General features: G+C 69.8%; 10 protein-coding genes and 1 tRNA gene. 4 read left to right on the plus strand and 7 right to left on the minus strand.

The features are described 5' to 3' along the window. Positions 1 to 11 precede the first annotated feature (11 nt). Together BJY22_RS29875 and BJY22_RS29880 are read left to right on the plus strand one after the other, a co-directional pair. Positions 12 to 85 (plus strand) — tRNA-Leu (locus tag BJY22_RS29875). Between the two features lie 36 nt (positions 86 to 121). Further along, positions 122 to 871, plus strand: a complete 750-nt coding sequence (locus tag BJY22_RS29880; RefSeq protein WP_167213241.1) for a transcriptional regulator — start codon at positions 122 to 124, stop codon at positions 869 to 871. Positions 872 to 924: 53 nt separating this feature from the next. Here BJY22_RS29880 and pyk read toward each other — a convergent pair whose 3' ends face one another. From pyk to gltB, 4 genes are all read right to left on the minus strand, one after another. Continuing rightward, a complete protein-coding gene (gene pyk, locus BJY22_RS29885) occupies positions 925 to 2,376 on the minus strand; it encodes a pyruvate kinase (protein ID WP_167213244.1) in 1,452 nt (483 codons plus the stop codon). 99 nt (positions 2,377 to 2,475) lie between these two features. Next, complete coding sequence (locus tag BJY22_RS29890; protein WP_337759447.1) at positions 2,476 to 4,011, minus strand: metallophosphoesterase family protein; 1,536 nt, start codon at positions 4,009 to 4,011, stop codon at positions 2,476 to 2,478. A 111-nt stretch (positions 4,012 to 4,122) separates the two neighbouring features. Next, positions 4,123 to 5,589 (minus strand): glutamate synthase subunit beta, encoded by a 1,467-nt coding sequence (locus BJY22_RS29895; protein WP_167213248.1) that lies wholly within the window; start codon positions 5,587 to 5,589, stop codon positions 4,123 to 4,125. Further along, positions 5,589 to 10,112, minus strand: coding sequence for a glutamate synthase large subunit (gene gltB / locus BJY22_RS29900; protein WP_167213251.1), 4,524 nt, complete (start codon positions 10,110 to 10,112; stop codon positions 5,589 to 5,591). The genes BJY22_RS29895 and gltB overlap by 1 nt, the downstream gene beginning before the upstream one ends. Positions 10,113 to 10,362: 250 nt before the next feature. On the opposite strand from gltB, the gene BJY22_RS29905 reads away from it, so the two are divergent. Then, complete coding sequence (locus BJY22_RS29905) at positions 10,363 to 11,196, plus strand: phosphotransferase (RefSeq protein ID WP_167213254.1); 834 nt, start codon at positions 10,363 to 10,365, stop codon at positions 11,194 to 11,196. Here BJY22_RS29905 and BJY22_RS29910 read toward each other — a convergent pair. Then, the gene (locus tag BJY22_RS29910; RefSeq protein ID WP_167213257.1) at positions 11,133 to 11,921 is read right to left on the minus strand and encodes a serine/threonine protein kinase; all 789 of its coding nucleotides are present in this window, start codon (positions 11,919 to 11,921) and stop codon (positions 11,133 to 11,135) included. The two genes, BJY22_RS29905 and BJY22_RS29910, sit on opposite strands and share 64 nt — an antisense overlap. A gap of 26 nt (positions 11,922 to 11,947) precedes the next feature. Between BJY22_RS29910 and BJY22_RS29915 the strand changes: the two genes are divergently transcribed. Then, positions 11,948 to 12,997: a 1-aminocyclopropane-1-carboxylate deaminase gene (locus BJY22_RS29915; protein ID WP_167213260.1), complete on the plus strand. Its 1,050-nt coding sequence runs from the start codon at positions 11,948 to 11,950 to the stop codon at positions 12,995 to 12,997. On the opposite strand, the gene BJY22_RS29920 is transcribed toward BJY22_RS29915, so the two are convergent. Continuing rightward, positions 12,958 to 13,683, minus strand: coding sequence for a VIT1/CCC1 transporter family protein (locus BJY22_RS29920; RefSeq protein ID WP_337759451.1), 726 nt, complete (start codon positions 13,681 to 13,683; stop codon positions 12,958 to 12,960). The two genes, BJY22_RS29915 and BJY22_RS29920, sit on opposite strands and share 40 nt — an antisense overlap. Then, a complete protein-coding gene (gene lgt / locus BJY22_RS29925) occupies positions 13,676 to 14,695 on the minus strand; it encodes a prolipoprotein diacylglyceryl transferase (RefSeq protein ID WP_202891315.1) in 1,020 nt (339 codons plus the stop codon). Before lgt ends, BJY22_RS29920 begins: the two co-directional genes overlap by 8 nt. Positions 14,696 to 14,725: the final 30 nt, after the last annotated feature.

A 14,725-nucleotide genomic window follows, 5' to 3' on the forward strand; every position in this document is an offset into this window, starting at 1 on the left:
CTGGCGAGCCAGCCCTGGTATTCCAATTGGCAGAGAATGCGGATTCAAAACCCGTACAGTGTGGGTTCGAGTCCCACCCAGGGCACAGAAATCTGTCGGCGGCGGCCGCGAAGCTCGGCTCATGTACGACGAGCAGATGCGGGCGATCGCGCTTGCGGCGATCGGAGCCGACGAGAGTCTGAACTCGATCAGCAAGCGCCTCGGGGTCAGCCGGGCGGCGCTCCGTGACTGGCGGGAACACCCGGAGCGTCCAGCGCGACCGAGCGAGTGCCCGCGGTGTGGGACCGGGAAGCTCGACAACCCGTCGTACGCGCATCTGCTGGGGTTGTATCTGGGCGACGGTTGTCTGTCGCGGCACCGGCGGGACGTATATGCGCTGCGGCTCGCGTGTGATGACGTGTACCCGCGGCTGATCGACGAAGCTGAGTCGGTTGTCCGGGCTGTACACCCTGGCCGTCCGGTGCACCGGGTTCAGGCGGTCGGATACACCTCAGTTCTTTCGTACTGGAAGCACTGGACGTGTCTGTTTCCGCAGCACGGGCCGGGGCCGAAGCACCGGCGTACGGTCGCGCTCGCGGACTGGCAGCAGGAGATCGTTGCCGGGCACCCTGACCTGTTCCTGCGTGGCCTGTTCAACTCCGATGGCTGCCGCGTCGCCAACTGGGCGACGCGCATCGTCGCCGGTCAACCGAAGCGGTACGAATACCCCCGCTATATGTTCTCCAACGAGTCCGCGGACATCATGCACATCTGCCAGTGGGCACTCGATCTCCTCGACATCCCCTGGCGCATGCCCCGCCCGAACGCCCTCTCGGTAGCCCGCCGAGAGGGCGTCGCCACCCTCGACACCTTCATCGGCCCGAAATCCTGAGGACGTACGAAGCGGGCGGCCGGTCGACCGCCCGCTTCAACAGCTCTTCCGGCCTACGGGTTGGGGTTGCGGTAGGCGGGGGCTATGCCTTGGATGGCGTCGCCCATGCGGTGGACTCGGAGGGCGTTGGTGGAGCCGGGGATGCTGGGTGGGGAGCCGGCGACGATGACGACCAGGTCGCCCTTCTGGAGTTTGCCGAGTTCGAGGAGGCGCTGGTCGACCTGGCGGACCATCTCGTCGGTGTGGTCGACGGTGGGGACGATGTGGGTCTCGATGCCCCAGACGACCGACAGCCAGGAGCTGACCGACGGGACCGGGGTGAAGGCGAGGACCGGGATCTCGGTGCGGTACCTCGCCAGCCGGAGCGCGGTGTCGCCGGACTGGGTGAACGCGACCAGGTACTTCGCCTCCAGCCGCTCCGCCACGTCCGCGGCCGCGCGGGCGATCACGCCGCCCTTGGTCTTCGGCTCCCACTCGATCTCCTGGACCCGGCTGAGACCGTGCTCCTCGGTCGACTCCACGATCCGCGCCATCGTCTTGACGGTCTCGATCGGGAACCGCCCGACGCTGGTCTCACCGGACAGCATCACCGCGTCGGCGCCGTCGAGTACGGCGTTCGCGACGTCGGAGGCCTCCGCGCGGGTCGGCCGCGGCGCGGAGATCATCGACTCGAGCATCTGGGTCGCGACGATGACCGGCTTCGCGTTCAGCCGGGCCTGGTCGATGATCAGCTTCTGGACCAGCGGGACCTCCTCGAGCGGGAGCTCCACGCCGAGGTCGCCGCGGGCCACCATGAACCCGTCGAACGCCTCGATGATCTCGTCCAGGTTGGCGACCGCCTGCGGCTTCTCGATCTTGGCGACGACCGGGATCCGCAGACCCTCCTCGTCCATGATCTTGTGCACCAGCTGGATGTCGGCCGCGTCCCGGACGAACGACAGCGCGATCATGTCGGCCGGCAGGTGCAGCGCCCAGCGCAGGTCCTCGGCGTCCTTCTCCGAGAGCGCGGGCACGCTGACCGAGACGCCCGGCAGGTTGATGCCCTTGTTGTTCGACACCGGCCCGCCGACGGTGACCCGGCAGACCACGTCGGTCTCGGTGACCTCCTCGGCCACGAGCGCGATCCGCCCGTCGTCGATCAGCAGCTGGTCGCCCGGGTTCACGTCGCCGGGCAGGCCGTCGTACGTCGTACCGCAGATGGTCTGGTCGCCCGGCACCTCCCGGGTGGTGATCGTGAAGCGCTCGCCGTAGGTCAGCGTTGCCTTGCCCTCGGCGAACTCGGCCAGCCGGATCTTCGGACCCTGCAGGTCGACGAGGATGCCGACGTTGCTGCCGGTCTCCGCCGCCGCGGTCCGGATCCGCTGGTAGATGCGCTCATGCTCGGCATGGGCGCCGTGGCTCAGGTTGAGCCTTGCGACGTCCATACCTGCTTGGACGAGTTCAGTGATGCGCTCCGGGGCGGCCGTAGCCGGGCCGAGCGTACAAACGATCTTTGCGCGACGCACGTCACAAAACCCTACTCCTGCAAACCACTGGGTCCGCTGGTCCGCCCCCGTTACTGGACAGTTAACACTGGACGACGAACGGCGACATCGCCTGAATCGTCAAGAACCAAGGGGTGTGTAGGGCCCGACCGTCACCGCGCCGCTCGGCTGGGCGGCGACCACCTGCAGCCCGATCGGCAGCCCCTGCCGGTACGTGATCAGCGTGACCTCGGCCGGCTTGCGCAGCGTGTACCCGAGGGCGAAGGCGTACGCCGCTCCCCCGGTCGTCCCGTTCGTGTACGTCGTGACCGCGCGCCCGTCGACCACCCGGTGTTCGGGCCCGACCTGGCGGTGCAGGTGACCGGACAACAGCAGGGTCGCGCACCCGCGGGCGGCCGTGTCCGCGAACGACGACGGGTCGTGCACCACCATCGTCGAGATCCGCTTGTCGTCCGGCTGCTCGCAGGCGATGTCCGCGAGCCGCTCCGACTGCTGCGCGATCGTCTCGTCCCCCGGGCGGTCCGCGCTGCCGAGCCCGGTCTTCGTCGGGTCGCTGTCACCGAGGAACCGGATCCCCTCGACCTCGACCGGTTTGCTGTCGAGCACGGTGAACCCGGACTTGCGCATGACGTTCTCGACGTGGCCGCCGGCGTCGTGGTTGCCGGCCACTGCGACCACCTTGAGGTCCTTGAAGTGCTGGCGCAGCGAGTTGATGCTGAACGCCTCCCAGCTCTGCCCTGCCGATGTGTCGTCACCGGCGTCGATCAGCACCTTGGCGCCGCCCACCTTGGCGACCTCGGCGGCGAAGCCGTCGATCCCGATGTTGTCGTGCCGGTCCGAGACCAGCAGCGCGACCGTCTCGTCCTCGCCCGGTCGATGAATCTGCGTCGCGACCTCGTCGACGCCGTCCTTGAGCCGGCCGTACAGCTCGGTGGACTTGCGGTACGTCTCCACGAGCGTCCGGATCACCCCGACACCGCCCGTGGTGGAGAACCCGGACGCCACCTCGACCGTCTTCAGCCGGTCGTCGAACGCCAGTTCCGGCAGCAGCTTGAACAACGGCTGCCACTGTGTCGGCGGTACTTCGGCCGGCCGCATCCGTCCCGGTCCGTAGATCGACGCGATCGTGATCAGCATCGCGACCAGGACGACGATCGACCGGTGCTCGAACCGGCGCTCGTGCCGGTGCACCAGGTGCCACAACTCGCGCCGCCGCCGTGCCCCCAACGCGGTCCACAGCGTCGCGACCACCACGACCACGAGCAGGCCCGACCCGGCGCCGGCGACCGCGTTGTCGACGGCCATCTGCTCGACGACCTGCCTGATCCGCCCGATCTCACCGTCGGGCTGGGAGGCGATCAGCGCGTCCCGGGTGAGCAGCTCGGTGAGGTTGTCGGCGTCGGTCTCCTGGACGTCGATGTTGACGCCGATGCCCGCCGGCGTGTCGGCCGGGATCCGCAGCCGGGGCAGGACCGCGCCGAGGTCGAGTGTCGCGTGCCCGTCGAACGTCGGTGACACGGTCGCCGCGTGCGCGCCGATCGTGACCCGCTCGGAGTCGTTCGCGAACCCGAACAGCCCGACCACGACCGAGGTCGCCACGAACAACACGCTCAACCCGGCCCACGGCGCAATCGTCCGCAGCCGAGCCTTCGTCACCAACCGCACCACCACAACCACAAACCTACCGAGAAGCCCCACCTTGAGCACCGACCAACCGTTTCCCGGGGCGGGATCTGGTTGCTTGGGGGCCCAAAGTGGGGCTCTGGTTCAGACCGCCAGGGGGCGGGCGGTGGGTGGGATGGGGGTTGGGAGGGTGGACGAGCCGGTGAGGTGGGTGTCCACGCCGTTCGCGCAGGACCGGCCCTCGGCGATCGCCCACACGATCAGGGACTGACCGCGGCCGGCGTCACCGCAGACGAAGACGCCGTCCACCGAGGTCTGGTAGTTGGTGTCCCGCTTCACGTTGCCGCGCTCGTCGAGCTCGACGCCGAGCTGCTCGAGGAAACCCTCACGCTCCGGCCCGAGGAAGCCCATCGCGAGCAGCACCAGCTGCGCCGGGATGGTCCGCTCGGAGCCCTCGACCGGGCTGAACTTCCCGTCCTTGAACTCGACCTCGACCAGGTTCAGCGCGGAGACGTTGCCGTCGGCATCGGCCTCGAAGTTGACCGTGGAGACGGCGTACACGCGGTCGCCGCCCTCCTCGTGCGCGGACGCGACCCGGTAGATCATCGGGTACGTCGGCCACGGCTGGTGCCCCGGGCGCTCGTCGGACGGCCGCGGCATGATCTCCAGCTGGGTCACGGAACGGGCACCCTGGCGGTGCGCCGTACCGAGGCAGTCCGCGCCGGTGTCGCCGCCGCCGATGATCACCACGTCCTTGCCGGTCGCAACGATCTGGTCCTCGACGGTCTGCCCGAGCGCGACCCGGTTGGCCTGCGGCAGGTACTCCATCGCCTGGTGGATGCCGCCGTACTCACGGCCCGGTACCGGCAGGTCGCGGGCCGCCGTCGACCCGGTCGCGATGACCACCGCGTCGTACCGCTGCTTGAGCTGGGTGCCGGTCACGTCCACGCCGACGTCGACGCCGGAGCGGAAGACCGTGCCCTCCTCCTTCATCTGCTGGATCCGGCGGTCGACCTGGAGCTTCTCCATCTTGAACTCGGGGATGCCGTACCGCAGCAGTCCGCCGGGCTGGTCGGCGCGCTCGTACACCGCGACCGTGTGCCCCGCGCGGGTCAGCTGCTGCGCCGCGGCCAGGCCCGCCGGGCCGGAGCCGACGACGGCGATCGTCTTGCCGGTCAGCCACTCGGGCGGCTGCGGCTTGACGTCACCGGTCTCCCAGGCCTTGTCGATGATCGCGACCTCGACGTTCTTGATCGTCACCGGGTCCTGGTTGATGCCGAGCACACACGCGGTCTCGCACGGCGCCGGGCACAGCCGGCCGGTGAACTCCGGGAAGTTGTTGGTCGCGTGCAGCCGCTCGATCGCGCTCGACCAGTCGTCGCGCCAGACCAGGTCGTTCCACTCCGGGATCAGGTTGCCCAGCGGGCAGCCGTTGTGGCAGAACGGGATGCCGCAGTCCATGCAGCGGCCCGCCTGCTTGCCGATGATCGGCAGCAGCGCCTTGCCGGGCCCGCCGGGGTAGACCTCTTTCCAGTCCTGCACCCGTTCGCCGACCGGCCGCCGCTCGGCGACCTCCCGCCCGTGGGTCAGGAATCCCTTGGGGTCAGCCATCAGATGGCCTCCATCATCGCTCGCGTGGTGGCGTCCTCGTCCAGGCCGTCGCGCTCGGCGGCCGCCTTGGCCGCCAGCACCCGGGCGTAGTCGCGGGGCATCACCGTGGTGAACCGGGCAGCGGCGGCGGGCCAGTCGGCGAGCAGCTTGGCCGCCCGTTCCGAACCGGTCTCCTCGTGGTGCCGCCGGACCAGGTCCTGCAACAGTTCGGACTCCTCCTCGTCGGCCGGACGCAGGTCGACCAGCTCCGGGTTGACGAGGGCGGGGTCCAGGTCGAGCACGTGGGCCACGCCGCCCGACATGCCCGCCGCGAAGTTCCGGCCGACGGCGCCCAGTACGACGACGCGCCCACCGGTCATGTACTCGCAGGCGTGGTCGCCGACCGCTTCGACGACCGCGGTCGCGCCGGAGTTCCGGACGCAGAACCGCTGGCCCGCCCCGCCGCTGATGAACAGTTCGCCGGACGTCGCGCCGTACGCGATGACGTTGCCGGCGATGATCTGGTCGGCGGCGTCGAACCGCGCCCGCCGGTCGGGCCGGATGACGACCCGGCCGCCGGACAGGCCCTTGCCGACGTAGTCGTTGGCGTCACCCTCGAGTCGCAGGGTGACCCCGCGCGGCACGAAGGCGGCGAACGAGTTGCCGGCCGACCCGGTGAAGGTCAGGTCGACGGTGCCGTCCGGCAGACCGGCCGCACGGTACCGCTTGGTGATCTCGTGGCCGAGCATGGTGCCGACGGTGCGGTTGACGTTGCGGATCGCGACCTGCGCGCGGACCGGTTCGCCGTTGTCCAGCGCCGGCCGGCAGATCCGGATCAGCTCGTTGTCGAGCGCCTTGTCGAGGCCGTGGTTCTGCTCGACGGTCCGGTGCCGCGACGCGCCCTCGGGCAGCGCCGGGACGTGCAGGATCGGCGACAGGTCGAGGCCGTCGGCCTTCCAGTGGTCCACCGCGCGCTGGACGTCCAGCACCTCGGCGTGACCGATCGCCTCGTCCAGGGTGCGGAAGCCGAGCTGCGCCAGGTACTCGCGGACCTCCTCGGCGATGAACTCGAAGAAGTTCACCACGAACTCGGGCTTGCCGGAGTACCGCTCGCGCAGCACCGGGTTCTGGGTGGCGACGCCGACTGGGCAGGTGTCCAGGTGACAGACCCGCATCATGATGCAGCCCGACACCACCAGCGGAGCGGTCGCGAAGCCGTACTCCTCCGCGCCGAGCAGGGCTGCGATGACCACGTCCCGGCCGGTCTTCAGCTGGCCGTCGGTCTGGACCACGATCCGGTCGCGCAACCCGTTCAGCAGCAGGGTCTGCTGGGTCTCGGCCAGGCCGAGCTCCCACGGACCGCCCGCGTGCTTCAGCGACGTCAGCGGCGCCGCGCCGGTACCGCCGTCGTGACCGGAGATCAGTACGACGTCCGCGTGCGCCTTGGAGACGCCCGCCGCGATCGTCCCGACCCCGACCTCGGACACCAGCTTCACGTGGATGCGGGCCGCCGGGTTCGCGTTCTTCAGGTCGTGGATCAGCTGCGCCAGGTCCTCGATCGAGTAGATGTCGTGGTGCGGCGGCGGCGAGATCAGGCCGACGCCCGGCGTCGAGTGCCGGGTGCTGGCCACCCACGGGTACACCTTCGGGCCGGGCAGCTGCCCGCCCTCACCGGGCTTCGCGCCCTGCGCCATCTTGATCTGGATGTCGTCGGAGTTCGTCAGGTACTCCGCGGTGACGCCGAAGCGACCGGACGCGACCTGCTTGATCGAGCTCCGCCGGGCCGGGTCGTACAGCCGGTCGGCGTCCTCGCCGCCCTCACCGGTGTTCGACTTGCCGCCGAGCTGGTTCATCGCGATCGCCAGCGTGGTGTGCGCCTCGGCGCTGATCGAGCCGTAGCTCATCGCGCCGGTCGAGAACCGCTTGACGATCTCGCCGGCCGGCTCCACCTCCTCGATCGGGATCGGCTGCCGGTCGCTGCTGAATCCGAACAGGCCGCGCAGCGTCATCAGCCGCTCGGACTGCTCGTCGACGCGGGACGTGTACTGCTTGAAGATGTCGTACCGCCCGGTCCGGGTGCTGTGCTGCAGCCGGAACACCGTCTCCGGGTCGAACAGGTGCGGCTCGCCCTCACGGCGCCACTGGTACTCGCCGCCGATCTCGAGCTTGCGGTGCGCGGGCAGGATGCCGTCGGCCGGGTACGCGCGCAGGTGCCGGCGACGTACCTCCTCGGCGATCGTGTCCAGGCCGATACCGCCGAGCTTGGACGCCGTGCCGGTGAAGTACTGGTCGACCAGCTCCGGGGCCAGCCCGTTCGCCTCGAAGATCTGGGCGCCCGTGTACGACGCGACGGTCGAGACACCCATCTTCGACATGACCTTGAGGACGCCCTTGCCGAGCGACTTCACCACGTTGCGGATCGCCTGCTCGGGCTCGACGCCCGGCAGGTAGGTGCCCTGGCGGCACAGGTCCTCGACGGACTCCAGCGCCAGGTACGGGTTGATCGCCGCCGCGCCGTACCCCATCAGGAGCGCGACGTGGTGGACCTCGCGGACGTCACCGGCCTCCACGACGAGGCCGACCTGCGTACGGGTCTTCTCGCGCACCAGGTGGTGGTGGACGGCCGAGGTCAGCAGGAGCGACGGGATCGGTGCCTTGTCGGCGTTCGAGTGCCGGTCGGACAGCACCAGGATGCGGGCGCCGTCCTGGATCGCGGCGCTCGCCTCGGCGCACAGCTCGTCGAGCCGGGCCTTCAGCGCGTCGCCGCCACCCTCGACGTCGTACACACCGCGCAGGACCGTGGTGGCCAGGCCGGGCATGTCGCCGTCGAGGTTGATGTGCCGGAGCTTGGCCAGCTCGTCGTTGGTGATCACCGGGAACGGGATCACCACCTGCCGGCAGGACGCCGGGCTCGGGTTCAGCAGGTTCGACTCCGGGCCGAGGCTGGACGACAGCGAGGTCACCAGCTCCTCGCGGATCGCGTCCAGCGGCGGGTTCGTGACCTGGGCGAACAGCTGCGCGAAGTAGTCGAACAGCAGCCGCGGGCGGTCACTCAGCACCGCGATCGGGGTGTCGGTGCCCATCGAGCCGATCGGCTCCGCGCCCGCCTTCGCCATCGGGGTGAGGATGACCCGCAGCTCCTCCTCGGTGTACCCGAAGACCTGCTGGCGCCGGGTCACCGACGCGTGGCTGTGGACGACGTGCTCGCGCTCGTGCAGGTCCTCGAACCGGATCAGGCCGGCGTGCAGCCACTCGTCGTACGGGTGCTCTGCCGCGAGCGCGTTCTTCACCTCGGCGTCGGTGATGATCCGGTGCGCGTCGACGTCGACCAGGAAGATCCGGCCGGGCTCGAGACGGCCCTTCTCGGTCACGGTGGCCGGGTCGATGTCCAGGACACCGGCCTCGGAGGCCAGGACGACGAGACCGTCCTCGGTCACCCAGTAGCGGGAGGGGCGCAGGCCGTTGCGGTCCAGGACCGCGCCGACCTTCGTGCCGTCGGAGAAGACCACCGACGCCGGGCCGTCCCACGGCTCCATCAGCGTCGAGTGGAACTCGTAGAACGCACGCCGCTTCGGGTCCATCGTGGTGGCGTTCTCCCACGCCTCCGGGATCATCATCAGCATCGCGTGCGGCAGCGAGCGGCCGCCGAGGTGCAGGAGCTCGAGGACCTCGTCGAAGGACGCGGAGTCGGACGCTCCCGGCGTACAGATCGGGTAGAGCTGCTCGAGGTCGCCGGGGATCAGGTCGCTGGCGAGCAGCGCCTCGCGGGCGCGCATCCAGTTCCGGTTGCCCTGGACGGTGTTGATCTCGCCGTTGTGGGCGATGTACCGGTACGGGTGGGCCAGCGGCCAGGACGGGAACGTGTTGGTGGAGAACCGCGAGTGCACGACGCCGATCGCGGAGGCGAGGTCGGGGTCGGTCAGCTCGGGGAAGAACTTGTCCAGCTGGTCGGTGGTGAGCATCCCCTTGTAGGTGATGGTCCGGCCGGACAGCGACGGGAAGTACGTCGCAGTCTCCTTCTCGGCGCGCTTGCGCAGCCGGAACGCCATCCGCTCCAGCGCCAGGCCGAGCACACGGCCCGCCTGCGCGGTCACGAACAGCTGCTTGAACGTCGGCATCACCGAGCGGGCGGTCGCGCCCAGCAGCTCAGGGGTGGTCGGGATGTCCCGCCAGCCGACCACGTCCAGCTGTTCCTCGGCCGCCAGCTCCTCGATGCGCGCGACCGCCTTCGCGGCGTCGTCGGCGTCGGCCGGGAGGAAGGCGATACCGGTCGCGTAGCTGTGAGGCGCGGGCAGCTCGAACTCGCACGCCTTGCGGTAGAACGCGTCCGGGACCTGGATCAGGATGCCGGCGCCGTCGCCGGAATCGGGTTCGGCACCGGACGCACCACGGTGCTCGAGGTTCCGCAGGGCGGTCAAAGCCTTGGCCACGATGTCGTGGCTGGGTTCACCGGTCAGAGTCGCGACGAAGGCGACACCACACGCATCGTGCTCGTGGCGTCCGTCGTACAGACCCTCGCTCGGGAATGGGGGGCGACCATACATTCAGGAGCTCCCGTCGTCCTACGGTCAACACAACTGGCCGCGGGACAACACTGGCCCAAGCCGGGAGTCCCGAGACTACCTCATGACGCCCGCCACATGGACTTCCTGTCCACCGCGAAACGCCTTGATAACCCTCCGTAAGCAAGCGCTCACTCTGGCCCTCCATCATCCCAGCCAGGCCTCCTCCCAAACCACCCAGCTCACCTGAAATTCACCTGCTGAGACCGCGTCGCCCTGATAGGCGTGTCCTATGCCCTGGCAGCCTTCTCCCGACTGGCAACCGCTCACCCCCGGCACCGGCCAGGCGACCGGCGGCGTCTGGCGGGCCCCGGACGGACAGGTCGTGAAGCGCCTGGTCCCCGGCGTGACCGAGCCTCGCCACCACGCGTACTGGGAACGGCAGGCCCTCGTCGCCGAGTCCGGCGTTGTCGCACGTACGCCGGGGCTGCGTTCACCCGCATGTCGTGGCGTGGAGCGGGACGCGGGCGGCATTACGCTGCGGATGGCCTACACGTCCCCGGCGGGATGGACTCCAGGTGACCTGGCTGAGGCTCTGGGGCGCTTCGGAGCCTGTTTCGTGGTCGAGCCTGCCTGGGGTGCGCGCGACGTACTGCGGGAGCGTCTGCGGACCGTGGAGCGCCGCGGCGGGTGGGCTCCGTTGGCCCGCGCAGGGCTCGCCTCACCGGCGGTCGAGGAGCTCTGGGCGAGGCGTGAATCGGCGTTGGCCGTCCTGGACGGGCTTCCCCGGGTGCCGACACACGGCGACGCGCACACGGTGAACCTGCTCGGGCGGGACGGCGACGACGTGATCGCCGTCGACTGGGAACAGTTCGGCCTGGGACCGAGCGGCTTCGACCTCGGATACCTGCTCCTCGCCACCGACGTCCCCTTGGACGACCTGATCGCCGCGCACGGCGGCGACCGGACGTCGGGCGCGGTGCGCTGTGGGGCGGCGCTGGTTGCGGCGTACACCGGGGTGTCCCGGGCTGCTTGGGCGCTGACGCAGGACGACCCGGGTGATCACGTGGAGCGGTTGGTCAGGTTGTCGGCGGTTGTGGACGAGGCGGTCAGCCACGCCTCGTAGAACGCCTGATAGCTGGGAAATCGGGTCGTCGTCGCCTCGAGCAGCACGGCGTGCAGCGCGGGCGGCGGCTCGGGCAGCAGGACCAGCGCGGTGCGAGCCATGACGTACGCCGTCGTACGGCTGTCGATCGGCGCACCGAGGGCGTGCTCCTCGGGCGCCATGAAGCGGCTCGAGCCGAACATCCGGCCCATCGTGTTGCGGTACGGCCCGCGGTGGTACGTGTCCAGGTCCATCACGGTCAACCGGCGCGCGTCGAAGTCGTACAGCATCGCGCCGTCGTAGAAGTCGCCCTCGACCCAGCCGGCCGCGTCCAGGGCGGCGTGCAGTTCGTACAGGGCGTGGAGGGCGGCCAGGATCTCCTCGGTGGGCAGCGCCTGGAAGCGCTCGCGAGCCGCCGGTTCGCCCAGCAGGTCACCGTCACGCCACTCGTAGACGAGGAGCGGCCCGGCCGGCGACTCGACGACGGTGTGCAGCCCGGGCATCGTGTGGTGCGTGACCGACCGCGCCAGTTCGGCCGCGGTCCGGAGGAGGGCGACGCGGCCGTCGAAGTCGACGTACGGCCGGCTGTCGGTGGGGTCGCCGGCGGTCTTGACGAAGTACCGCGCGCCGTCGGCCTGCACGCCGTACGAGATGTTGCCGGAGTCCTGGGTGCCGAAGCGGGTGAAGATGGTGCCTAGCTGGTCGAGGTACGTCAGAGGCGGGACGTCGATCTCAGCGGGGAACATCCTGCCGACCCTAGTGGAGGAAACCCATGGCGCTCAGTGATTTTCCGCGGTACCCGTTGCTGTTCGGACCGAGCCCGGTCCACCCGCTGGAGCGGCTGTCGGCGCACCTCGGTGGGGCCAAGATCTGGGCGAAACGGGAGGACTGCAACTCCGGTCTGGCGTACGGCGGGAACAAGACGCGGAAGCTGGAGTACCTGATCCCGGACGCGCTCGCGCAGGGCGCCGACACGCTGGTGTCGATCGGCGGCTACCAGTCGAACCACACCCGCCAGGTGGCCGCGGTGGCGGCGAAGGTCGGCCTCAAGGCGGTCCTCGTCCAGGAGAACTGGGTGAACTGGCCGGACTCCCTCAACGACCGGATCGGGAACATCCTGCTCAGCCGGATCATGGGCGCCGAGGTGCGGCTGGATCCGTCCGGGTTCGGGATCGGCTTCAAGGACAGCTGGAAGCAGGCGCTCGCGGACGTCGAGGCGCGCGGCGGTACGCCGTACGCGATCCCGGCCGGCGCCTCGGACCACCGGCTCGGCGGACTCGGCTTCGCCCAGTGGGCCTACGAGGTGCAACAGCAGGAGCAGGAACTCGGCGTCTTCTTCGACACGATCGTGGTCTGCTCGGTCACCGGGTCGACGCACGCCGGGATGATCGCGGGCTTCGCCGGACAGGACAGGCCGCGCCGGGTGATCGGGATCGACGCGAGCGCGAAGCTCCAGGAGACCCGCGACCAGGTCGAGCGGATCGCGCGCGGCACGGCGGAGCTGATCGGCCTCGGCCGGGAACTGCGCGACGACGAGATCACGGTCCTGGAGGGCTGGGCCGGCGACGAGTACGGCATCCCGGTGCAGTCCACCCTCGACGCGATCAGGCTCACCGGTCAGCTCGAGGGCATGATCATCGACCCGGTCTACGAAGGAAAGTCGATGGCCGGCCTGATCGACCTGATCCGCACCGGCGACATCCCCGAGCACTCCACGGTCCTGTACGCCCACCTCGGCGGCCAGCCCGCGCTCAACGCCTACAGCAGCCTGTTCACCCAGACTCAGCCGATTCCGGGTCCCACGAGTGTGCCGACGAAGTAGGTGAGGCCGGCCGCGGCGGCGCCGAGGAGGAGTTGGCGGAGGCCGGAGTACCACCAGGAACGGCTGGTGACGTGGGAGACGACGGCGCCGCAGGCGAAGAGCGCGGTCAGGGACAGGATCAGCGACGGCAGGACGTTCCCGGCACCGACCAGGTACGGCGCCAGCGGGACGAACGCCCCGATCGCGAAGCAGATGAACGACGACGCGGCCGCGACCACCGGGTTCGGAAGGTCGGTGAGGTCGATGCCGAGCTCCTCGCGGACGTGCTCCTCGAGGGCCTGGTCCGGATCCGAGTGGAACTGCTTGGCGACCTTGCTGGCCAGGTCGGGGTCGAGGCCCTTCGCCCGGTAGGTCTCGGCGAGCTCGATCTCCTCGTCGATCGGGTGCTTCCTGATCTCGGCGCGCTCGACCTCGATCTCGGCGCGGGCGAGCTCGCGCTGCGACGCGACCGAGGTGTACTCCCCCGCCGCCATCGAGAACGCGCCCGCGGCCAGGCCCGCCAGACCGGCGAGCACGATGAACTTCGAGCCCGAACTCGTGCCGCCGTCCATACCGGCGATCAGCGCGAAGTTCGAGACCAGGCCGTCCATCGCGCCGAACACCGCCGGCCGTAGCCAGCCGCCGTTCACATCACGGTGCGTGTGGTCCCCGTGATGCTCGGCCGAGACCCCCGGGGTCTCAGTCACGAGACCCGTCGTTGGCTTTGGCGGTGGGCGCCTCGTCGCGGTCCGCCTTCGCTGCGCTCGGCTCGGCGGCATCCGGCTTCGCGTCGCTCGGCTCGGCGGCATCCGGCTCCGCGTCGCTCGGCTCGGCGGCCTGCTTCTCGCTGTCGGCCGGCTGGCCGGCGGCGGGGCCGGACGAGACGTCTTCCTGGCCCGGGTGGCGCTTGGCGCTGATGACGAAGGCGACCACGGCGAGGACGAACAGGATGATCGAGGTCCACACGTTCAGCCGGAGGCCGAGGAAGTGGTTCGCGGTGTCGATGCGCAGGTCCTCGATCCACGCGCGGCCCGCGGTGTACGCCGCGACGTACAGGAAGAACGCCCGTCCGTGGCCGAACTTGAAGCGACGGTCGAGCAGGATGATCAGCGCCACCACGCCCAGGTTCCAGATCGCCTCGTACAGGAAGGTCGGGTGGAAGGTCGCGAAGTCCTGGTACCCGGTCGGCCGGTTGCCGAAGGCGATCTCCAGACCCCACGGCTGGGTCGTCGGCCGGCCGAACAGCTCCTGGTTGAAGTAGTTGCCGAACCGGCCGAACACCTGCGCCAGCGCGATCCCCGGCGCCATCGCGTCCGCGACCGCCAGGAACGGGACCTTCGCCCGCCGGCAGGCGATCCAGGCGCCGAGGGCGCCGAAGCCGACCGCGCCCCACACGCCCAGCCCGCCGTGCCAGATCTTCAGGGCGTCGATCGGGCTGCCTTCGCCCGGGCCGAAGTACTGCTCGGCGTCGGTGATCACGTGGTAGATCCGCGCACCGACGAGTCCGAACGGAATGGCCCAGAACATGATGTCGGCGAGCACCGGCGCCGACCCGCCGCGCGCCACCCAGCGCCGGCGGCCGAGCCAGTAGCCGACGAAGATGCCGGCCAGGATGCACAGCGCGTAGGCGCGGATCGGCACCGGGCCGAGATGCCAGACACCCTGGCTCGGGCTGGGGATGGAGGCCGGAATCATCACGGCGGAACTCAGACTAGACATGGCAAGGGGGAACGCTACTCGACCCGTCAG

The sequence above is a fragment of the Kribbella shirazensis genome (assembly GCF_011761605.1).
Lineage (GTDB): Bacteria > Actinomycetota > Actinomycetes > Propionibacteriales > Kribbellaceae > Kribbella > Kribbella shirazensis.